Below are 21,059 nucleotides of genomic sequence, written 5' to 3' on the forward strand. Positions count from 1 at the left end.
GCTGGGCAAAATGTCTATTCTCAAATGACCTTCGCCCGGAAGCCACGCGCATGAGCCCACCTTCAGTCAGTACTACAGCCAACACATCAGCCCAGCAGATCATCATCGAGCAACACGGCAACGAGCAGCAGATGCTGCTGCGCCCAACGACTATCAATGCGCCTGCAGCGGGCGAAGTGCTGCTGCGGCAAACGGCGATTGGTCTTAATTTCATCGACACCTATCATCGCTCCGGCCTTTATCCGCTCAGCCTTCCCAGTGGCTTGGGGCTGGAAGCGTGCGGCGTCGTTGAAGCCGTGGGCGATGGCGTGAGCGAATTTCTGGTGGGCGACCGGGTGGCCTACGCGGGCGGTGCTGTCGGTGCCTATACCACGCACCGTATCATGCCAGAGGCCAAACTGGTGCTGGTTCCTGAACACATACCCGATGATATGGCCGCCGCAACCTTGCTGCGCGGCATGACGGCGCAGTATTTGCTAAAGCAGACTTTTCCGGTCACGGCAGGGCAAACCATTCTGGTGCACGCCGCGGCGGGCGGCGTAGGGCAGATCCTGTGCCAGTGGGCGCAAAGCCTAGGCGTTACGGTGATCGGCACGGCGGGCGGTGCGGCCAAAGTAGCGCAAGCGCAAGCCTGGTGCGATCACGTGCTCGATTACAGTGGCGAGGCCTGGGTGGCGCAGGTGCGCGAATTGACGCAAGGCCAAGGCGTGCCCGTGGTGCACGACGGCGTGGGCGCGGCGACTTTTCTGCCCTCGCTCGATTGCCTGTCGCCACGCGGGCTGATGGTCAGCTTTGGCAACGCCTCGGGTGCGGTGGACGCGTTTAATCTGGGCGTGCTGGCGAGCAAAGGCTCGCTGTTTGTGACCCGCCCCACGCTGGCGCATTACACCGCCAGCCGCGCTGCGCTGCTGGCCTGCGCGAATGACTACTGGCAGGCACTGCTGCAAGGCCGGGTGCGCCCGGTGATAGGTCAGCGCTATGCGCTGGCCGACGTTGCACAGGCGCATCGTGATCTGGCGCAGCGCAAAACCAGCGGTGCAACGGTGCTGATCCCATGACCCAGCTTATTTACCTGCACGGCTTTTTATCCAGCCCGCTATCGGACAAAGCCCAGCTCACGCAGCAGTGGATGATGCAGCAAGGGCTGGCAGACCGGCTGATCTGCCCGCAAATACCGATGCAGCCCGATGCGGCGATTGCGCTGATTGGCTCGATATTGCAGCCGCTCAATGGCAACTTCTGCGTGGTCGGCAGCTCGCTGGGCGGTTTTTTTGCCACCTGGGCGGTGGAGGAGTTTGGCGGGCGGGCCGTGCTGGTGAACCCGGCGGTCAGGCCTTACGATCTGATCAATCAATATCTGGGGCCGCAGGAAAACTACTACACTGGCGAAATTCATCAAATTGACGCGTCTTTTGCGGCGCAATTGCAGCAATACGAGCGCGCACCTACCCGGTTGTCGCACTACTGGCTGCTGACGCAAGAGGGCGACGAAGTGCTCGATTACCGAATTGGCGTAGACTATTACCGGGGTTGCCTGCAAACTGTCGAGCCCGGCGGCGATCACGGTTTTACCGATTTTGAGCGCTATTTGCCGCAAATCTGGCGCTTTGCTTGCCCTGATTAATCATCCATCGAGAAGAAGAACTATGACCACACCGCAAAGTGGCATTTTGCCTGATGCATCGAGTAATGGTTTATTTATGCTGTTTCGCCGCCGGCTGGGGCGCCGTGCCGACGCGCGTTGCAAGGCTTTGTTTGCCCAGTGGGCCCAGCGCGTTGCCGCGCTGGCCGATGCCAACCCGGACGCCGGTTTTGTGGCTTGTCTGGGTTTTGGTGCTGATTTGTGGCCCGAACTCTACGGCCTGCAAAAGCCTGCCAAATTAAGGGCTTTTCCGCGCATTGCCGGGGCGATTCATCCTGCGCCGGCCACGCAATGCGACATGATGCTGCATTTGCGCGCCGAGCGTTTTGACGTACTGTACGAGTTTGCCGAGCAGTTCACGCAGGATATGACCGATTGGTTTGACGCGATTGAAACCGTGCACGGCTTTCGCTACCGCGACAAACGCGACCTGACCGGCTTTGTCGATGGCACCGAAAACCCCGGTGGTGACGAGCGTGCGGCGGTGGCACTGGTTGGCAATGAAGACCCTGAATGGGCAGGCGGCAGCTATCTGCACGTGCAGCGCTATGTGCACCGCATGGAAAGCTGGAACAAGTTGCCGGTCAAGCAGCAGGAGGCCGTGATTGGTCGCACCAAGGAAAGCGATGAAGAATTGCCCGACGAGGATAAACCGTTTACCGCGCACATCAGCCGGGTGGTGATCGAGCAGGACGGGGAAGAGCTGCAAATTCTGCGTCAATCGCTACCGTATGGCTCGCCCAGCGGCGACAAGGGGCTGTATTTTACGTCCTACTGCAAAACGCCGGATATTTTCGAGAAAATGCTCGCCCGTATGGTTGCCCCGACCTCGGATGGCCGCGTAGACCATTTGCTTAACTTCAGCCGGGCGGTCACCGGCGCGGCGTTTTTTGTGCCCAGTATCGAGGCGCTCAAGCGGCTGGCCTAAGCGCCAAGGCATCGGCGATGACGTTTGCGCTCATCGCCGATGGCCGCGAAGAAGGCTCAGGAATTGCCGAACAGGCGCTCGGCGTACAGGCCTTCGGGGAAGATATTGCGCCACCACAGCCCCTGCGTATAAAACCCTTCATTGCGCTGGCAGCGCTCGGCCACCGCATTGAAAAACGGGCTAACACTGCTGGTTTGACGCGACAGGCTGGCGGGCAGACAGAACAGCGGCTTGTCGGCCAGCTCGCTGGCCAGTGTGTCGGCCTGATTGCCCCGGCTGGAAGCGATATACAGCGGCACATCCCCCCGAATCCGATGATCTTGCGGGCTGAGCTGGTTTTTAAAGGCCAGTGCGCCCTTGTGATCGACTTCAAACATGGTCGGCGGCAGAATGCCGCTTTTAACAAATTCCTTGTTCAGCGCCGGTTTGTGGTCGCCAAACACCACCACAATCAGCTCGCGACCACGCGCTTTGGCTTGCTGCTGCAAGGCGCTGTTAAACGCCAGCAGATCGCTGACTGCCAGATCCAACCGGGCGCGGTACTGGCTTAAACCGGCGTCCTGATTGGCAATAAATGGGCCGTGCGTCGAGACGGTCACCAGAAACATCAGCTGTTTCTGCTGCGGCGGCGCGCTGCGGTATTGCTCCAGCGCCACATCGTACATCGCCGAATCTTTGGGCCAGCCCGCCTTGCGATTCCATTTCATTTTGTCGACAAAGCGGGTGTGGTCAAAGCCGAATTTGGGGTAAACCTCGGCGCGCTTGTAAAAGCTGCCGTAGTAGTTGTGCATGCCGGTGGTTAGATAGCCGTGGTTTTTCAGCTCGCTCACCAGCGTGGCGCTGCGCTGATCGTAGCGATCGGAAAAATTCTGGAAATCAATCCCGGGCAAGGCCAGCGAAGACAAGCCGGTCAGCGCTTCAAATTCGGCATCGGCCGTGCCGCCACCGTAAACCGGGCTGATAATGCGCGAGGCAACAAAACCGGCTTGCGAGAGCCGGTTCATCGGCGTAGGCATTTTTTCGTCGCTACTGGTGTAGCACGACTCGCACATCACCACGACGATATCCGGATCGGTATTGCCAGCCGGCGCGGGCAATTGCCGTGTGTAGAAATCGTGCTGCCCGCTTTTGGGCAGATGCATGCTTTCCGCGCTCAGGATCAGATGCCCCAGAATGCCGTTCTGTTTGACGTTTTCGCGGAAATTGTAAAACACATAATTGGTGCTGAGCGTTTTGCTCAGTACCGCTTGCGATTGCGCCGCGTAAAGGCCGGTGCTGTCAAATTGCACGCCGACAATGGCGCACAGCATCAGGCCGGGCGCAATGCGGCGGGCCTTGAACTTGGGGCGGAACCACAAGCCCAGCGCAATCGCCGCCACCGTACCGACGCCGTAGCCAATAATGTCCCAGTCGATATATGAGGTGAGTGCCATGCCCTGGCCGACTTCCAGCAGATCACGCCCCAGCAAGGGCTCGCCAGTGGCCTTGTTTTTGACATAGCTGATGTTGTACAGCAGCGCTTCCAGGCTCAGCGTTGCCCAGACCGCAGCCCAGCGGTTGAGAAACATGGCAAAAAACAGATACAGCAAGGCCGAAAAACCGATGCGCGGGATATTCCACTGTCCATCCACGGCAAAACGGCCCAGCAGCAGCATCAGGATGATGGCCAGCACGGCAAACCATTTTTGCTGCATAAACGGCGGGAATTTGAAAGACCACTTCACTTTGATGCACAACCCGGATAAAGAGGGCGAATTATGACGCAATTGTGACCCTGCTGCAGCGGCACAAATGCCGATCCGATATGCGGACGTGGTTCGTTAGATCTTAATGATGGGTATTGCCTTGCAGGTCAATTAGCATATGGCCTGCAAGGTAATACCTATTTGCTTATGGATGAAAGCGCAATGATTGCGGGTAAGGATAAAAATCTTCCACGATGCCTTGCTGGATGCGTGCTTTGCAGTCTTGCCAGAATTTGGGCGTGAGCAGGTCGGCGTGATATTTGATAAAGGCCGCTCGCACGTCGGGCCGGGTGAGCAGAAAGTTGCCGAATTCTTCCGGATAAACTTCGTTCTTATTGCCGCTAAACCAGGTCTCGCCGCTCATTTCAAATTCGGGCGAGGGCGGCGGCGGAATGCGGCGGAAATCGCAATCGGTCATGTATTCGATTTCGTCGTAATCGTAAAACACCACGCGGCCAGCGTGCGTAACGCCGAAATTTTTGAACAGCATATCGCCGGGGAAGATGTTGGCAATCGCCAGCTCGCGCAGCGCATTGCCATAATCGCGAATCACCGCTTCCACCTGCTCGCCTTTGCGATGCTGGATATACAGATTGAGCGGTTTCATCCGGCATTCGATAAACAGGTGGCGAATCACGATGCTGTCGCCGTCTTCCTCAATCGCCGACGGCGCCAGCTCGCGCAATTCGGCCAAGACTTCTTCGGCAAAACGCGCTTTGGGCAGCGCCACATCGGAAAACTCCAGCGAATCGGCCATGCGCCCGACCCGATCATGTTGCTTTACCAATAAATATTTGGCGCGCACCGTGGCATGATCGACTTCCTTGGGCGGCGCAAACACATCCTTAATGATTTTGAAGACATACGGAAACGAGGGCAGCGTAAACACGCTCATCACCATGCCCTTGGTACCCGGCGCAAAAACAAACTGATCATTTGAATGGCGTAAATGATGAAACAGCTCGCGGTAAAACATGGTTTTGCCCTGCTTGCCCAGCCCCAGCATGGTGTACAGCTCGGCACGCGGCTTGTTGGGCAGCATATCGTGCAAAAACTGCACATAGGCCGAGGGCGCGGCCATATCGACCAGAAAATAGGCGCGCGACAGCGAAAACAGATGGCGGATTTGCGCGGGCTTGAACAGGGCGGCGTCAATTTGCAGTTGTCCATTGTCACGGCAGACCGGCAGCGCAAACGGAATTTTGCGGCGGCCATACGTGGCCTGCCCGATCAGATACGCCGATTTATTGCGATAAAACGGCGAAGCCAGTACCTGGATATAGCTGCTGAATTTGGCTTTGAACGGTTTGCCCACATGTCGGCGTAGCGCCAGAATAATCCGGCGTACATCGCCGGGCAGATCGGCAAACGGCTGGGTAAAGCCAAAGTCACTGATGATCTGGCTAATGGTCGCCGCCAGCCCGGCTTCATTGGGGTAATAGGTGCGAAACGCCGGGCCATCGGCTTCGATGTATTCGGTCGACACCGCCGGGCGATAGAAAATGAAGTCATTGTGGAAATACGTGCGGTGCAAAATGCGGCAGCAGACCGAGTTAAAAAAAGTCTCCGCCAGCTCCATTTGCTTGTGATTGATCAGCAGGCCGATGTACTGCTGCTTTACTTTTTGCCACACCGGATCGGGCAGGCTATCGGCGTTGAATTCCTCTTTGAGTCGCTGCACGCATTCCTGGACGCGCAAATCATAAAAAGCAATCCGGTCGCGCACCAGCGTTTGCTGGGCGTGGATGTCGCCGGTTTCAAAATTGGCTTGCGCGGCGCGGCTGGCCTCGCGAAACAGCTGGTAGTGATGGTTAAAGCCATCGAGTAAAGCTTGCGCAATCGCATGGCCCAAAGCCAGATCATTCCGTACGCTGGGTGCATTCATCAGAAAACCCGTTATCAAGTCACAATGCTTTCAGTGTAGGCGGCACGGCAAAATTTGCTGCATTGCAATGTGTACGGATCGGCGTAATTTGATTTGTGAAGCGCCGCGCCAGCTGCCAGTATAAGAGCATCGAGTTGAAGGATTCATGATGTTTCAGCGCCTTAGCCTGCCGGGCATGATCAGCATTCTGTTTGGAATCAGTTTGGTTTTGCTGGTGTGGCAGCATTATGGTCTGAACAAAAGTCTGGTGATTAATGGCAAGGCTCCATTTGACATCGTGGTGGCTGACGATAGGCTCGATGGCGGGCAATCGGTGGCGACCATTAGCCGGATCGGGTCAGCGCTGCGGCTGGAATGCGCGCTCGATAAATCGTTTACCTGGCCGTATTGCGAAATGGGCGTCGAGCTCGCCACGCCACCCAATGGCATTGATTTTCGCAGCTATCAAAGCGTGCGCATGAAAATGAGCTACACCGGCCCGGGCAAGCACCGGGTGCGGTTTTTTATGCGCAACTACCATCCGGTATATAGCGATCTGCACGAGAGCACCACCTGGAAGCTCAATGAAGTGCAATTTATTGTGCAGGACGGCGCAGAGGTGAGTTTGCCGCTGGACAAGTTCAACGTCGCCTCATGGTGGCTGGCCGACAAGAATATCCCGCTCGATCATTACGGCGTCGATCTGAGCAATGTGCCCCTGCTGATTATTTCCACCGCCGGTCTGCAAGAGCCCGGTATGCACACGATTGACATCGAGTATGTGATTTTTGAAGGCAAATACATCAGTCGCGAACAGATGCTTCTGCTGATCGTGCTGCTATGGGGGCTGCTGGGTATTGCCGTGATGGTCAAAATGCTGCTCGGTTTGCACCTTCGCCTGCAAAAAGCCCGTCTGCACGCATCCGAGCTGATTATTGCCAATGCCTCGCTGCAGGAAGAAAAACGCCGGATCGCCGATCAGGCCAAACTCGATCCGCTAACCCAGGTACGCAATCGCTCGGGCATCCGCAATGATATTGCGCGGGAAATGGAAAAAGCCGACGCCACCGCCCCGCTGGCCATGGTGATTTGCGATATTGATCACTTTAAAAAAGTGAATGATCAACACGGCCACGCGCGCGGCGATGAAGTGCTGGTCAAATTTGCCCAGATTCTGACCGCGCACGTCCGGCATGGTGATTATGTGGTGCGCTGGGGCGGTGAAGAATTTGTGCTGTTCCTGCCGCAAACCGAAGGTGCGCAGGCGCATCTGGTCGCCGAGAAACTGCGCGAAGCGGTGCAAAACGCCATCTGGCCAGCCGGAATCGCGCTCACCGCCAGCTTTGGCGTCAGCGTGGTTGGCCCTGACGGCTTTGGCAAAGCGCTTGAGCGCGCCGACAAAGCCCTGTACGCCGCCAAAGCCAATGGCCGCAACCGGGTAGAGTACGCCCAGCCCTGATCGCCACTGCGTCTGGCAGTTTGTACTCCCCAAGCCAGGCACAAACTCTTACAATGCGCAGCTTGTTGAATAAACCTCAACCCTGTGAAGGATAACCATGCTGCGTATTACCGAACTCAAACTGCCGCTCGATCATGCTGACGCCGAGCTCAAATCCGCCATTGCCAAATATCTGGGCATTAGTGAAGCCGACATTGCCAGTTATCTGGTTTACAAGCGCAGCTTTGACGCGCGCAAAAGCCAGATGCAGCTGGCCTATATCATTGATCTGGACGTTGGCGCGCTCGAGGGCAAGCTGCTGGCCAAGTTCAAAGCCGACAGCCATGTTATGCCCACGCCTGATACCCAGTATCACTTTGTCACGCAAGCCCCTGCGCAATTGAAGCATCGCCCTATCGTCGTCGGCTTTGGCCCTTGCGGGATTTTCGCCGCGCTGATTCTGGCGCAGATGGGTTTCAAGCCCATCGTGCTTGAGCGCGGGAAAAAAGTGCGCGAGCGCACGCAAGATACTTGGGGTTTATGGCGCAAAAACACGCTCAATCCAGAATCGAACGTCCAATTTGGTGAAGGCGGCGCAGGCACGTTTTCGGATGGCAAGCTGTATAGCCAGATTAAAGACCCGCGTCATTTGGGCCGCAAAGTACTCACCGAGTTTGTCAAAGCCGGTGCGCCGGATGAAATTCTGTACATCGCCAAACCACATATCGGGACCTTCAAGCTCGTCGGCATGGTCGAAAAAATGCGCGCCGAGATTGAATCGCTCGGTGGCGAAATCCGTTTTCAGCAACGTGTTGACGATTTGCTGTTGGAAGACACTGCGGACGGCAAAAAACAGGTGCGTGGTGTGCGCGTGACCGAATTGGGCGTAGAAGGCCATCCAAGCAGCGAAATTTTGAGCGATCACGTCGTCATCGCACTGGGCCACAGCGCACGCGATAGTTTTGCGATGATGCACGAACGCGGTGTGTTTATGGAAGCCAAACCGTTCTCGGTCGGATTCCGGATCGAGCACCCACAATCCTTGATCGATAAAGCGCGTTGGGGCAAATACGCTGGCCACCCGATTTTGGGGGCGGCGGATTACAAACTGGTGCACCACGCCGCCAATGGCCGCGCGGTGTACAGCTTCTGTATGTGCCCGGGCGGCACCGTCGTCGCCGCCACCAGCGAAGAAGGCCGCGTGGTCACCAACGGCATGAGCCAATACTCGCGTAACGAGCGTAACGCCAATTCAGGTATGGTGGTGAGCATTAACCCCAGCGATTACCCAGGCGGCGCGATGGCGGGGATTGAGTTCCAGCGCCAGCTCGAAAGCCACGCCTATGTGCTCGGCGGCGGCGATTACAATGCGCCAGCGCAGCTGGTCGGCGATTTCCTCGCTGGTCGCGCATCGAAAGACGTCGGCACCGTTGAGCCATCGTACAAACCAGGCGTGAACTGGACCGATCTGGCCTGCGCCTTGCCCGATTACGCGATCAACGCGATGCGCGAAGCGTTGCCTGAGTTCGGCAAGAAAATCCGTGGCTACGATATGCACGATGCCGTGCTGACTGGTGTGGAAACGCGCACCTCATCGCCGCTGCGCATTACGCGCGGCGATGATTGCCAATCGCTGAATGTGCGCGGCCTGTATCCAGCCGGTGAAGGTGCAGGCTATGCGGGCGGAATTTTGTCGGCGGGTGTGGATGGGATTAAAGTGGCTGAAGCGCTGGCACTGGATATTATGGGCTAGGGTATATGGCTACAAGCTAGATTCAGATTGCTCTACGGTTTAATACAATGGCGGGTATATCCCGCCATTGTCTTTTTTCCTGCTGAAAATCATCCCCGTGGCCCCCGCAGTATGTAGCGTGCTCTGAGCAGTAGCGAATTGCGCCGCTACGCCGAGCATTGGTGCAATTGGCTGCGCTCAATGCGCCTTACAGAAATTCGCAATATTGAGATGACTGACCATCATGGGTATTGCTCTACAGATCTTTTCTAGAAAGCCCTGCAGAGCAATACTCCTGTTCTCTTGCCGGAGGATGGTCAATTTTCATACATGAGCAATTTATGCCAGAGACTGAACCAGATTGTAAACACTCAAGGCGCTGATCAGGCTGCCTACCAGCCAGAGCAGGGTGCGGGCATTGAGCTTGTGGCACAGCCAGGCGGCGAAAGGCGCGGCAAACAGGCCGCCGACAATCAGCCCGGCCACCAGTACCCAGTGCTCCATTTGCGCCCACAGCAAAAACGCGCCCGCCGTTGAAAACGCAATAAAGAATTCGGCCGCATTCACCGAGCCTATGGTCTTGCGCGGATCATTGCCACGGCCCACCAGCGTTGAAGTTACCACCGGGCCCCAGCCGCCGCCACCCACGGCATCGACAAAACCGCCGAGCAAAGCCAGTGGCCGCACGTGTTTGATCTCGTTGGAATGGGGTTTCGGGTGCGTCGCCAGCCAAGCTTTGCGCAGGATATATAAGCCCATCAGCAGTAAATACGCGGCGATATACGGTTTGATCAGCTTGCCATCAATACTGGTCAGGATAAATGCGCCGGTCACGCCACCAATCACGCCGGGGATCACCAGCCGCTTGAACAGTGCTTTATCAATATTGCCAAATTTCAGATGCGACAGGCCGGAAAAGCCGGTGGTAAACACCTCGGCCACATGCACCGCCGCCGAAGCCGACGCAGGGCTCGCGCCCACGCCGATCAGAAAAGTATTCGAGCTGATGCCATACGCCATGCCCAGTGCGCCATCAATCGCCTGCGCGGCAAAGCCCACCGCCACCGCCGACCAGAAAGCCGGTGAATACAGCACTTTTTCAATGCCGCTTAAAATGCGCTGCTCGGCGGGCAGCTCGATATTTTGCAGATAAAAGCCAATCGCAGTGATCAACACCAGCAAGGCCAAGCCCAGATAGCGCTTGCGCTGCCACAGCTTGCGCTCGCTACCAATGGCGGTATCCAGCGGCGGCAGGCCAATAGCCTGATGTTCCAGATTTTCGGGGCTATCGCTTAGATCAGGGTGACGGATTTTCATACTGCGCTCTCGGATTGATTTGAGCGCGAGTATAGGGCGAGATATTTAGTTTTATATAGTCTATTTGCTTAATTCCATATTCCAAATTGAGCTAAGTAATCAATTAGAACAGATTCGAATGTCGTAGGGGCGGGCTTGCCCGCGCAGCCTTGCTATTCGCGGGCAAGCCCAACTCCTACGCTTTCCGATTCGTTATGCGTAACTACTTAATAAGCCCAGCAATCAATCGTCCCGCGTTAATACTTCGAGTAATTCGATTTCAAATAGCAAATTGGAGTTGGGCTTGATGTGGGCACCGATCTGGCGCTCGCCATAGGCCAGATGAGCGGGAACGAAGAGCTTGCGTTTGCCGCCAACTTTCATGCCCATAATCCCCTGATCCCAGCCCTTGATCACGCGGCCGGTGCCGATGACGCACTGGAAAGGCTTGCCCTTGGCGATGGATGAATCAAATACGGTGCCGTCTTCCAGCGTGCCGGTGTAATGCGTGGTAATCAGCGCGCCGCGGACGGCGGCTTTTCCGTCGCCAATAATGAGGTCTTCAATAATCAGTTCTGTGTTCATGGCCGGTGTTCTATTCAGGATTGAAGTGCAGCGCCGATTTTAACGCGGATCGGGCAGCAGCAGCGTCACGCTGGCGCCGCCCAGCGCGCTACGCCCCAGCTCGATGCGCCCCTGATAGGCTTGCACAATGTCGGCCACCACCGACAAGCCAATGCCGTGGCCTGCTACACGCTCGTCCAGACGAATGCCGCGTTGCAGCGGTGCCGTGGTGTCGACAAAACCGGCGCCATCGTCGGCCACGCTGATTTTCAGCTCGCTGCGGCTGGCGCTCAGCTGTAGCTGCACTTCGGTTCTGGCCCATTTGCCTGCGTTATCAAGCACATTGCCGATAATTTCAAAGGCGTCGCCCTCATCCAGCGGCCATTGCAGCTCGTCGGCGCAGACCAGCGTAAATTGCAGCTGGCGTGCGGCGTGAACTTTCTGCATGGTGGCAATCAGCCGTTCGGCCACGGGTTTGAGCGAGAGCGGCGCGGCCAGCGTGGCTTCGCCACGCAGCGCAGCGCGGCTAAGCTGGTGCTGGACAATATGATCCATGCGGCTGACTTGCTCTTTAACATGGCTGCGCAATTCCTCGTCGTTGACGTCGGCGCGCAGGATGGCCAGCGGGGTTTTCAGGCTGTGCGCCAAATCGCCCAGCGCTTCACGGTAGCGCTGCTGGCGGGCGTGTTCCTGCTCGACCAGTCGGTTCAGGCGCGCGGCCAGCGGGGCAATTTCGCGCGGGTAGCTGCCTGCTACCTGAGTTTGTTCGCCCTGCTCAATGGCGGCCAGCTCGCGTTCGAGCTTTTGCAGTGGCAGCAAACCCCAGCGCAGCAGCAAGGCTTGTGCGAGTAACAGACACAGCGCCGCTGCGCCCAGCCAGCCCCAAAGCGCGGTCTGAAAACGCCCCAGCTGGGCGGAAAAGCGCTGCGTGTCTTCAAGGACGATAAAACGCAGCGTTTGCGCTTTTTGCTCCGCGCCCTCCCTACCAATCACCCAGCGCACTTGATATGCGGTCGATAGATATTGCTGCCCCTGGTGCGTGATCTCTTGCTGCTGCCATTGCCCGGTGCTCAGCGCTGGCGCAGGAAACGCGCCAATCTGGATGGACGATGGAGACTGCCAGCGTTCTTGCCGCTCTGGATTATCAATCTGGGCATACAGGCCGGAAGAGGGCACTGCCAGCTGCGGCTCGCCAATGCCAGCGGGCAATTGCAGCTGCCCTTGTGTGCCCAGCTCGGTAATCGCAATCAGCATATACACCGTGCTTTGCAGTCGGGCGTAATGGCTTTGGCGCAGATGCTCGGAGTAGACGTTTTGCACTGCCACTCCGGCCAGACAGAAAAAAGTCAGCATCACCAGGCTGGCGCCGAGATGCAGGCGGGTGCGGATAGACCAGTTCATTCGGGATTCACATTCAGCCGATAACCACGGCCACGCAGGGTTTCGATTAGCCCCAGCTGGCCATCGGGGTCGAGTTTGCGCCGGATGCGGCCGATCAGCACTTCGATCACATTGCTGTCGCGGTCGTCGTCATGCGGATAAAGATAATCGCTCAGCGCCTGCTTGCTGACCACATTCGGGCGCTGTTGCAGCAGGTATTCAAGCAGGCGGTATTCGTAGGCGGTTAGCTCGATCACGCCGCTGGCACCGTTTACATCCTGTCGCCGCACTTCCTGTCGGGTCAGATCAATCCGTAACGGGCCCAGATCAAGCCCGTCGGGTTGGGCCTTGATCGCACGGCGCAAGAGCGCCATCACGCGCGCAGCCAGCTCGGGATATTCAAACGGTTTGGTCAGGTAATCGTCGGCACCGGCTTCCAGACCGGCCACTTTGTCCTGCCAGTTGGCGCGTGCGGTCAGAATCAGAATGGGCAGATCATGCCCGGCAGCGCGAACGCGCTTGATCAGCTCGACGCCGTTGAGCTTGGGCAGCCCCAGATCGACGATCAGCAAATCAAACGGATATTCGCAGGCCTGATACAAGCCATCGGCACCGTCGCAAGCGGTATCGACGCGATAGCCCTCGGCCACCAGTTGCCGCGCCAATGGCTCGCGCAGCGCTGCTTCGTCTTCGATCAGCAGTAAACGCATCGGCTGGCGCTGGCCGGTTTAGCGCACTGCGCCGCTGGCTTCGTCAACAAACACCGCGCGCACATCGCCGCCGCTGGTGAGCACTTTGACGCGCCAGACCGATTTGTCACCATCGACAAATTTTTCAACATTCAGCACTTTGCCGCCATTGGTTTTTTTCTGTGCCAATGCTGCAGCATCGTCACGGCTAACGGCGGCGTAGGCTGAGCCTGAAGCGATGCACAGCGCGACAATCATGACTTTGATCAGTGATTTCATTTCAATTTTCCTTTTCAGCTGCCTTTATTGTACCTGCAAGCACTGCGGCAGGAGTACGAACCCGCTCACAAGGGGCGGATTGCTGCATCAACAGGGCTTAGTCATCCAGCTCGACGCTAACCCGCACCGGAATCCGCTCGCCCGGTTTGCCGGGGTAGCGCTGCGTGGTGGTTGAATAAATCCGCGAACGATATTCGTAATCTACCCGATAATCGCGCACTTGTTGCGTGTAATCATTGACCTGCCGGCAGCGCTGTACTTCGCGCTGAACGCGCTCGGCTGGCGGTTGATTGGCATTGGCCAGATGGTTGCCGACCATGGCGCCAATCAATGTGCCCGCTACGGTGGCGACATCACGGCCACTGCCTTTGCCCACCTGATGCCCCAGAATGCCACCGGCAACGCCGCCAATCACCGTGCCAGTCACTGGATACGCGCCATTGTTTGGCGCGTTATCGTTCACCCATTCCGAATAGCATTCCTGCCGCGGGCGCGATACCTGCTCGTACTGCGGTGTCACGCTGCGGATAATGGCGGTATCGCGCTGGGCGCGGGCATTTTTGCCGCCGTAATCCCAGTCCTGATGTCCAGCCCAGGCGCTGCCGGTCAACAAGGTGAGTCCCAATACGGTAAGAGTCAATTGACGCATGATGTGTACTCCTGTGGCCTTGCTTGAGTTGATGCCTGCAGCATGCGCCTTGCTGGCTGAATCAAAGCTGAACCGACGTACAGCAATGACAATTCTGCGCCGGAACTTCGGGCGCAGGGCATGATCTATAGACAAAACCTTTTTCTGGAGCGATCAATCATGAAGCATGAAAGCCAGGCCATAAACCCGCCAAAACGCCGTCAATTCGGGCTGCTTTTGCCCGCCATTTTGCTGGCTGGCACGCTGAGCGCGTGCGATCAGGCCTCACAACTGGGGCAGAATGTGGCCTCGTCGGTAGCGGGCATTGTGGGTGAGGAAGTCAAACGCCAAACTGATGGCGTGATTGATCAGGTGGCCAACGAAGCCAATGAAGTCTTGCAGCCGCTGGGGCTGGACGCCAGCCAGCTGGCCAGCGCGGCCAAATCCCAGACTGTCCAGCTGGTGCAGCAGGTGCTCAAGGCCGATGGCGACTGGCTGCAGCTGGTGCAGTACAAAGGCCGTTTCCCTAATGATATTGGCCTGCTGACCGAAGTGAGCCCGATTATGCCCGAGCTTAAACGCCTGCTCGGCAGTGATCTGACCTGGTTCCTGAGCCAGATGAGTGCTCCCGGCTCGCTGCAATTTGATCGCGTACTGTATGTGCTGGGCAATAAGCCGCAAGCAGGCAATAGCGCGTGGTTATTGATCGACGCCGAAAACCGCAAGCTGGAAGTGGGCCTGATTCGTGATGGCCAGCTCAAAACCTTGGCCAGCCCCGGCGAAGCGCTTTATCGTCCGGCCGAAGTTAATCAGCTAATCGAGAAAACTAGCAAGGGTATTGCCAGCAAATAATTGCTGGTACTGGCCTGCAAGGCTATACCCTTGCAGGCCAGATTGATTTGTCGACTATCTGTCCAGGCTTGTGCAGCCTGCTGATTGAAAGAGCGGCCGATACAGAAAACCCTGCACCAGATCAACGCCCAGCGCGCGCGCCTTTGCCAGCTGGGCCTCATTTTCAACCCCTTCCATCACGGTCTGTTTGCCGGTCTCGCGGGCGTAGGCAATCAGGCTGACCAGCGCGGCGTGGTAGAGCGGGCAATCGAGCTGCGCAAACCAGCTGCGGTCAAATTTCAGGCAATCGACTTGAATCAGCAGCGGTAGCGATAGCATGGAATGCGGCGCGCCAATATCGTCCAGCGCCAGCCGGATTTGCCGTTGCGAGAATGCATCGGCCATCCGCGCGCTTTGCCGCGCATCGGACAAATCGCTGTTTTCAATGATTTCCAGCACCACATCGGCACGCTGACCGATCAGATCGAGCAGGGGATTGGCTTGCGCTGGCGTTTCGGCGACGGTGTAGGCATCGGGATCCAGATTCAGAAACAGCGTCCCGGCCGGGGCCTGCTCTATCTGTAGCTGTTTCATCTGGTATTCCACCTGAAACAGTGTGAGCGGGCTGTCGTGCAAGGCGTGAAACACATGATCGGTGCGCAAAGTCTGGCCGGACTGATCGTAAAAGCGGGCCAGCGCCTCGTAGGCGACCACTTCGCCGGTGGCGGGCTTGATCAGGGGCTGGTATTCCACCCCGAAGCGTTGCCGCCCCAGCACATCCAGCAAGAGGCTGGCAGATAAATGACTCATTGGCTTTTATATTGAGAATAGTTCTCGTTATTGTAACAATGAAGCGCCAGTCTCCCTACTGTTTTTCCTGCTCGGGCGGCATGCCTGTGATCAATATCAAACCTAGCGCAGCTGGCCGTCGTCGCTAGCGGCTTGGCCAGTGCCAGGCCGGGCGCTCCAGCGGTGTCTGGTCGAGCAGCTGCGTTGCGCCCAGCGTTTTTTCCAGTGGCAACACCTGCGCTTCGCGCAAGCGGCCCAGCGCGGTGACCAGCCGCGCCGCGTGGCTCACCACAATGATCTGGCTGTGCTGCGCGGCTGCGCCAATCAGCCTGGCCAGTGCGGGCAGCAGATCGGGGTGCAGGCTGGTTTCCGGCTCGTTCAGGACCAGTAATTCGGGTGGGCGCGGGCTGAGCAGTGCGGCGACGAGCAATAAATAGCGCAGCGTGCCATCGGACAACTCGGGCGCAGCCAGCGGGCGTAGCAGGCCGGATTGCCACATTTGTACGCTAAATCGTGAATGTTCAACGATGATCTCGACGCGTGCGCCAGGGAAGGCATCGGCAATGGCCGCATCCAGCTCGTCGCCCCGACCCAGCTCGCGGATGGTTTGCAATGCGGCGGCCAGATCAGCGCCATCGTGCGCCAGAATGGGCGTGTAAGTACCGATTTGTGCCTGCCGCGCCGGAGCCTGTGCGTCGCTGCGCAAATGATCGTAAAAGCGCCAGGCGCGCATGCGCTCGCGCAGCGCCAATACTTCGGGCGCGCGCAACGGGTCAGCGCAATGGCTAAACAGGCTGTCGTAGGCCGGCACATGGCGGCTGAGGATTTGCCAATCGCGGCCATTGTTGCCAGCGCGCACCTTGCACAGGCTGCGATCACGCTCGGCCAGCAAGGCCGACTCGCGCAAAATGGGCCCAGCCCAGATGGATTCGCGCTTGATGTGCGGGTCGCCGCCAAACATGGACGTCGAATCGGGTGTTGGCAGGCCCAGATCAATCGCGTAGCCAAAATCATCGGCGGCAAAGCCCAGCTTGAGCGCAATCACGTCTTGCCGGGTGGTGCCCTGAATTGGGACATCGCCCCGCTGCATGGCGCGGCTAATCGTTTCCGGCCCGGCCCACAGGGTGGACGAAAAGCCGCCTTCCTGCGCGAGGCTGGCCACCAGCCGCCCTTGCGCGCTCTCGGCCAGCAGGCGCAAGGCGCGGTACAGACTGGATTTGCCCGAGCCATTGGCCCCGGTAATCACATTGATCTGGCCCAGCGGAATAATCAGCTCGCGCAAGGAGCGATAGTTGGCGATGGCAACGGTATTGAGCATGCAAAATCCGCTTCAGGTGCAGTCAAACAGCTGCCCAGCATAAGCGATCTGCCGTACTTTTGCTTGGCAGAAAAACCACGATTTGCTGAGCAGGAAATTGCCAGATTATTAGCAAATAGTAATTTACAAGAAAGCTATGACGTGATTCATACAGATAGTCACCAATTATCGGTGCTGCGAAATTCAAGCGTCATTTCTGTAGTAGCATGGCCGCGCATAAAAAAAATAATGGAGACGATATGCGCAAAAATACACTACGTTTGCACACCGGCGGCCTGCTGTGCATGGCCTTGTTCAGCAGCACGCTCTGGGCGGCTCAGCCATGGCAGGAAGGCCGCCAATACCAGGCTGGCGAAGAAGTCAGCTATCAGGGGTTGCGCTATCAGGCGCGGGTCAAGCACGAAGCACTGATGGGCGCAGGCTGGAACCCGCAGCAGGCGCCTTCATTGTGGGCGCAGGTGAAATCCGGCGCTGGCAGCGTGAGCAGCACGTCCGGTACAGGTAGCTCGGCGGGCACTACTGCCTGCCCGGCCAGCTGGGCAAGCAGCGCCACGTATACCACGGGCAATCAGGTGAGCTACAACGGGCGTACCTATGAAGCCAAATGGTGGACCAAGGGCGACACGCCCGGCGCGACTGGCGAATGGGGTGTCTGGAAAGACCTGGGGGTATGTGACGGCAGCGCAGCTACAGCAACACCAGCGAGCAATACCCCCGTGCCGACCTCGGTATCAACTCCTACACCTACTCTGGTACCAACGGTAAAACCTAGCGCGACACCGACCAGCGCACCGACGATGAGTCCGGCACCGACTGCAATTCCGACTGCAGTCCCAACCATGGCAGCAACAGCAGCCCCGACCGCCGCACCCGCCAGCAGCTGCTTTGCCGTGTGGATCAGCAGCAAGGCGTATGTGGGCGGCGACAAAGTGACTTATAACGGCCGCAATTATCAGGCGCAGTGGTGGACGCAAGGCAATCCGCCCGATACCAACACCGGCTCGGGCAAACCCTGGCTTGATCTGGGGGTATGTGGCGCAAGCCCGGCAACAGCAACACCGGTGAGCAATACCCCTGCACCAACTGCTATCCCAACGGCCATCCCGAGCGCCACGCCAACGAGCAAACCAACGGCTACGCCGACAATGACCGCTGCGCCGACTCTGACTCCGACAGCGACTCCAACCGCAACACCAGCAGTAACGCCGACGCCAAGCGCCACACCGCAAGCCAGCGCAGCGCCATCACTCGGCCTGGTGATTAATGAAATCGCCAGCGACCCGAATGGCAGCGGCAGCTGGTTCGAGATCCGCAATGGCAGCGCCAGCAGCGTCAATCTGTCTGACGTCAAACTGCGTATCCGCAATAACGCCGGTGTAGTCAGCGAATACCCGCTGGGCGCGATCACATTGCCCGCCGAAGGGCTGCTGGCGGTTGCTGCGCGCAATAACGCCACCGGGCTGACCAATACCAGCCAGATTGTCTATCTGGGGCAAACCAGCAATTATCCGCGCTGGACCAGCGCCAGCGGCGCAATCGAGCTGGTGCGCAACGGCCAGACCGTTGATTTTGTCCGCTTTGGCAGCAGTAGCGATCAGCCATTGAGCGCCGGGCAGTGGAGTGGCAGCAATGCCCCAGCCCTGAGTACCAGCTATGGGTATGCGCTGGTACGCCCTTATTTACAAAGCGCAGAGAGCAATACTGCTGCAGATTGGCAGAATGTGGCTTTCTCAACCCCCGGCGGGCGTAATGATGTACCGAGCGGCGTCACCGATGAAGATGGCGACGGCATCCCGAGCAGCGCCAAAGTGCCGGGCGGCACCTATGCGGGCTTGGATTTATACAGCATGGGCGCACGTGCGGGGCGTCCGACTTTGCTAATCCATGTCGATACCATGCAAACCACCGATGAAGGCGTCAAGCCGCAACGCGAAGCGCTGCAAGCCGTGGTCGACGCTTTTGCCCGCCGTAATATCGACATTCTGTTTGACGTCGGCAGTATGTACGCAGCCAGCTTTAGCCCTGCCAACTTCAATCTGGGCGGCGGCAAAATGGTGGCTTTTGCCGCATGTACCGATCTGAACCCGCCAAGCGGCTGCAGCCGATTGGCCGATTACAAAGCGGCCAGCATGGATTTACGTCGCCGGCAGGTGTTCCATTACCTGCTGATGGCCAGCAGCCGCAATGCCGACGGTAGCTCAGGCTCGTCCGGCGTGGCGGAAATCGGCGGCAATGACTTTATTGTGTCGCTGGGCAAATGGGGCTTGAATAGCAATACCGCCAGCAACCGCTATCGCCTGATCAATTATCAGGCGGGCACCATCATGCACGAGCTGGGGCACAATCTTGGCCTGCGTCATGGCGGCTTTGAAAACACCAATGACAAGCCCAACTACTACAGCATCATGAACTACCTGTACCAGCTGCAAGGTCTGGGTGATCGTGCCACCAGCATTGGCCCGGTGCAGCGCTACTATCTGGACAAAGGCTACAACAGTCTGTCAACTTGCACTCTGGAAGGCAGCGCGTGTAGCAGCACTTTCCGCATCGACTACTCCGACGGCAGTAGCGAGCGCCTGAATGAGAACAGCCTGCTGGAAGCGGCCAGCATTGGCCGTGGTGCCGATAGCGGCGTGTACGCCGACTGGAATAACAGCAAAGCCCTGAACAGCAGCGCCTACGCGCTGGATGTGAATGGTGACGGTGTGCTGGGCTATCTGCAGGACTATGATGACTGGGGCAATATCAGCCTGCGCTTTGCGCGCACCAGCCAGGGCAGCGCTGGCGCTGCCATGCTGCGCAGCATCAATCCGGAGCGCAAGCAGGCGAAAAAATCGCGTGCCTTTATGCACGATCAATTCGAGCACTCGGAAGAAAAACCACCGCGTCCCGAGTTTTTCCACGAATTAAGAAAGGCTTCTCCCTATGCCAAATTTGATTAAACCCGCGCTATTGGCCTTCGTCGCCCTGGCTGCAACGTCGCTGCAGGCCGCACCGCTGCAGCTGGAAAGCAGCCTGCCGGTTGGGCAAAGCCTGAGCGGCAAGGTGCGCCTCAAAGCGCAGGCCGACGACACCGTCAGCTTCACGCTGCAAGGCCAGCGTGTGCAGATTCGCGGTCTGGGCGCCACACCGCGCCTGCCACGCCAGCCGGCGCAGCTGCACTTCGAGCGCCGCGCCCACCCAGCTGGCCCGCAAAGCTGGCTGACACTCACGCAGGGCGCGCAAAGCTGGCTGCTGGCCAGCAATCTGACTGGCGGCGCAACGCTGGCAGCCGGCCGCCAGCTGGTCTGGCAAGCCGAGCACGTGCAGCTATCCAACGGGCAAGGCCAACTGCAAACGCTGCCCGCTGATGGCGATCTGGGCGTAAAAAACGGCTGGCGCGAATGCCTGCGCCTGCTCGACGTCCGTGTGCCCGCCGCAGAAACCAGCGATAGCGAAACCCAATTCGACATCGCCTACTGGAACACCCGCGCCAAAAACTGCCGCTGAATCGGTTTCAGTCAACGCAACAAAAAAGCCAATGACGGAAGTCATTGGCTTTTTTACTTATGAATCAAATGAAGATGATTTCTTTTGCGGCCTAGCGATCATCAATTCATGCGCAGCGCGGTCATTGAGGTGATGGCAGGGTGAAGATCATTTACAAATCTCGCGCTAAAAAGCGAAATTGCTTGCGATCCAAGGATGGATCTACACAATGTGCCAGCTCAGCACAGGGATAGCCGTGCAGTTGAAAAAATAGGCGGGCTTCTCGTAAGGTCAGTTCATGATTTGCGCCAGACTCTATATCTAGATCATCTGCACCCCAGCTTTCCTGCTCCCAGCCACATATGGGGCAAATTTCATAATCGGCATTGGCTTCAACCGAAAAATAATCGCAGCAATCGCACTGTCTTTCCAAGATTGAAGCCCTCACATGAATGTTCCATCGCCTGA

General features: G+C 57.8%; 19 protein-coding genes. 8 read left to right on the plus strand and 11 right to left on the minus strand.

Annotated elements, in window-relative coordinates; genetic code table 11:
- The first annotated feature begins 50 nt into the window (after window positions 1-50).
- From FLS37_RS05665 to FLS37_RS05675, 3 genes are read left to right on the plus strand one after another with little or no spacing between them, the layout of a single operon-like run.
- Window positions 51-1,058: a quinone oxidoreductase gene (locus tag FLS37_RS05665; protein WP_232522501.1), complete on the plus strand. Its 1,008-nt coding sequence runs from the start codon at window positions 51-53 to the stop codon at window positions 1,056-1,058.
- A complete protein-coding gene (locus FLS37_RS05670) occupies window positions 1,055-1,624 on the plus strand; it encodes a YqiA/YcfP family alpha/beta fold hydrolase (RefSeq protein WP_157314983.1) in 570 nt (189 codons plus the stop codon). The genes FLS37_RS05665 and FLS37_RS05670 overlap by 4 nt, the downstream gene beginning before the upstream one ends.
- Before the next feature lie 22 nt (window positions 1,625-1,646).
- On the plus strand, window positions 1,647-2,570 hold the full coding sequence (locus FLS37_RS05675; protein ID WP_157314984.1) for a Dyp-type peroxidase: 924 nt from the start codon (window positions 1,647-1,649) through the stop codon (window positions 2,568-2,570).
- Window positions 2,571-2,626: 56 nt separating this feature from the next.
- On the opposite strand, the gene FLS37_RS05680 is transcribed toward FLS37_RS05675, so the two are convergent.
- Both FLS37_RS05680 and aceK read right to left on the minus strand, forming a co-directional pair.
- Window positions 2,627-4,294, minus strand: a complete 1,668-nt coding sequence (locus FLS37_RS05680; RefSeq protein ID WP_157314985.1) for an LTA synthase family protein — start codon at window positions 4,292-4,294, stop codon at window positions 2,627-2,629.
- 166 nt (window positions 4,295-4,460) lie between these two features.
- Window positions 4,461-6,200, minus strand: coding sequence for a bifunctional isocitrate dehydrogenase kinase/phosphatase (gene aceK / locus FLS37_RS05685; RefSeq protein ID WP_157314986.1), 1,740 nt, complete (start codon window positions 6,198-6,200; stop codon window positions 4,461-4,463).
- Between the two features lie 145 nt (window positions 6,201-6,345).
- Here aceK and FLS37_RS05690 point away from each other — a divergent pair, with 145 nt between their 5' ends.
- Entirely contained in the window at window positions 6,346-7,638 is a 1,293-nt protein-coding gene (locus FLS37_RS05690; RefSeq protein WP_157314987.1) for a GGDEF domain-containing protein, read from the plus strand.
- A 97-nt stretch (window positions 7,639-7,735) separates the two neighbouring features.
- Window positions 7,736-9,370 carry an NAD(P)/FAD-dependent oxidoreductase gene (locus FLS37_RS05695; RefSeq protein ID WP_157314988.1) on the plus strand — a complete coding sequence of 545 codons (1,635 nt, stop codon included), beginning with the start codon at window positions 7,736-7,738 and terminating at the stop codon, window positions 9,368-9,370.
- Between the two features lie 318 nt (window positions 9,371-9,688).
- Here the strand turns inward: FLS37_RS05695 and FLS37_RS05700 are convergent, their stop codons facing one another.
- The 6 genes from FLS37_RS05700 to FLS37_RS05725 form a co-directional block, all read right to left on the minus strand.
- Entirely contained in the window at window positions 9,689-10,666 is a 978-nt protein-coding gene (locus FLS37_RS05700; protein WP_157314989.1) for a sulfite exporter TauE/SafE family protein, read from the minus strand.
- A gap of 222 nt (window positions 10,667-10,888) precedes the next feature.
- Complete coding sequence (locus tag FLS37_RS05705; protein ID WP_157314990.1) at window positions 10,889-11,230, minus strand: FKBP-type peptidyl-prolyl cis-trans isomerase; 342 nt, start codon at window positions 11,228-11,230, stop codon at window positions 10,889-10,891.
- A gap of 39 nt (window positions 11,231-11,269) precedes the next feature.
- Window positions 11,270-12,610, minus strand: a complete 1,341-nt coding sequence (locus FLS37_RS05710; RefSeq protein WP_157314991.1) for an ATP-binding protein — start codon at window positions 12,608-12,610, stop codon at window positions 11,270-11,272.
- Window positions 12,607-13,299 carry a response regulator transcription factor gene (locus FLS37_RS05715; RefSeq protein WP_157314992.1) on the minus strand — a complete coding sequence of 231 codons (693 nt, stop codon included), beginning with the start codon at window positions 13,297-13,299 and terminating at the stop codon, window positions 12,607-12,609. The genes FLS37_RS05710 and FLS37_RS05715 overlap by 4 nt, the downstream gene beginning before the upstream one ends.
- A gap of 18 nt (window positions 13,300-13,317) precedes the next feature.
- Window positions 13,318-13,557 (minus strand): PepSY domain-containing protein, encoded by a 240-nt coding sequence (locus FLS37_RS05720; protein ID WP_157314993.1) that lies wholly within the window; start codon window positions 13,555-13,557, stop codon window positions 13,318-13,320.
- 97 nt (window positions 13,558-13,654) lie between these two features.
- Window positions 13,655-14,206, minus strand: a complete 552-nt coding sequence (locus FLS37_RS05725; RefSeq protein ID WP_157314994.1) for a glycine zipper 2TM domain-containing protein — start codon at window positions 14,204-14,206, stop codon at window positions 13,655-13,657.
- 159 nt (window positions 14,207-14,365) lie between these two features.
- On the opposite strand from FLS37_RS05725, the gene FLS37_RS05730 reads away from it, so the two are divergent.
- Complete coding sequence (locus FLS37_RS05730) at window positions 14,366-15,037, plus strand: hypothetical protein (RefSeq protein ID WP_157314995.1); 672 nt, start codon at window positions 14,366-14,368, stop codon at window positions 15,035-15,037.
- A gap of 54 nt (window positions 15,038-15,091) precedes the next feature.
- Here the strand turns inward: FLS37_RS05730 and FLS37_RS05735 are convergent, their stop codons facing one another.
- Both FLS37_RS05735 and FLS37_RS05740 read right to left on the minus strand, forming a co-directional pair.
- The gene (locus tag FLS37_RS05735) at window positions 15,092-15,826 is read right to left on the minus strand and encodes an EAL domain-containing protein (RefSeq protein ID WP_157314996.1); all 735 of its coding nucleotides are present in this window, start codon (window positions 15,824-15,826) and stop codon (window positions 15,092-15,094) included.
- A gap of 124 nt (window positions 15,827-15,950) precedes the next feature.
- Window positions 15,951-17,123, minus strand: a complete 1,173-nt coding sequence (locus FLS37_RS05740) for an AAA family ATPase (protein ID WP_157314997.1) — start codon at window positions 17,121-17,123, stop codon at window positions 15,951-15,953.
- Window positions 17,124-17,362: 239 nt separating this feature from the next.
- Here FLS37_RS05740 and FLS37_RS05745 point away from each other — a divergent pair, with 239 nt between their 5' ends.
- Together FLS37_RS05745 and FLS37_RS05750 are read left to right on the plus strand one after the other, a co-directional pair.
- Window positions 17,363-20,065 carry a carbohydrate-binding protein gene (locus FLS37_RS05745; protein ID WP_198314502.1) on the plus strand — a complete coding sequence of 901 codons (2,703 nt, stop codon included), beginning with the start codon at window positions 17,363-17,365 and terminating at the stop codon, window positions 20,063-20,065.
- Window positions 20,049-20,612 carry a hypothetical protein gene (locus tag FLS37_RS05750; protein ID WP_157314999.1) on the plus strand — a complete coding sequence of 188 codons (564 nt, stop codon included), beginning with the start codon at window positions 20,049-20,051 and terminating at the stop codon, window positions 20,610-20,612. The genes FLS37_RS05745 and FLS37_RS05750 overlap by 17 nt, the downstream gene beginning before the upstream one ends.
- Window positions 20,613-20,763: 151 nt before the next feature.
- On the opposite strand, the gene FLS37_RS17110 is transcribed toward FLS37_RS05750, so the two are convergent.
- Window positions 20,764-21,039 carry a CPCC family cysteine-rich protein gene (locus tag FLS37_RS17110; RefSeq protein WP_198314503.1) on the minus strand — a complete coding sequence of 92 codons (276 nt, stop codon included), beginning with the start codon at window positions 21,037-21,039 and terminating at the stop codon, window positions 20,764-20,766.
- Window positions 21,040-21,059: the final 20 nt, after the last annotated feature.

Source organism: Chitinibacter sp. GC72 (genome assembly GCF_009760905.1).
Taxonomy (GTDB): domain Bacteria; phylum Pseudomonadota; class Gammaproteobacteria; order Burkholderiales; family Chitinibacteraceae; genus Chitinibacter.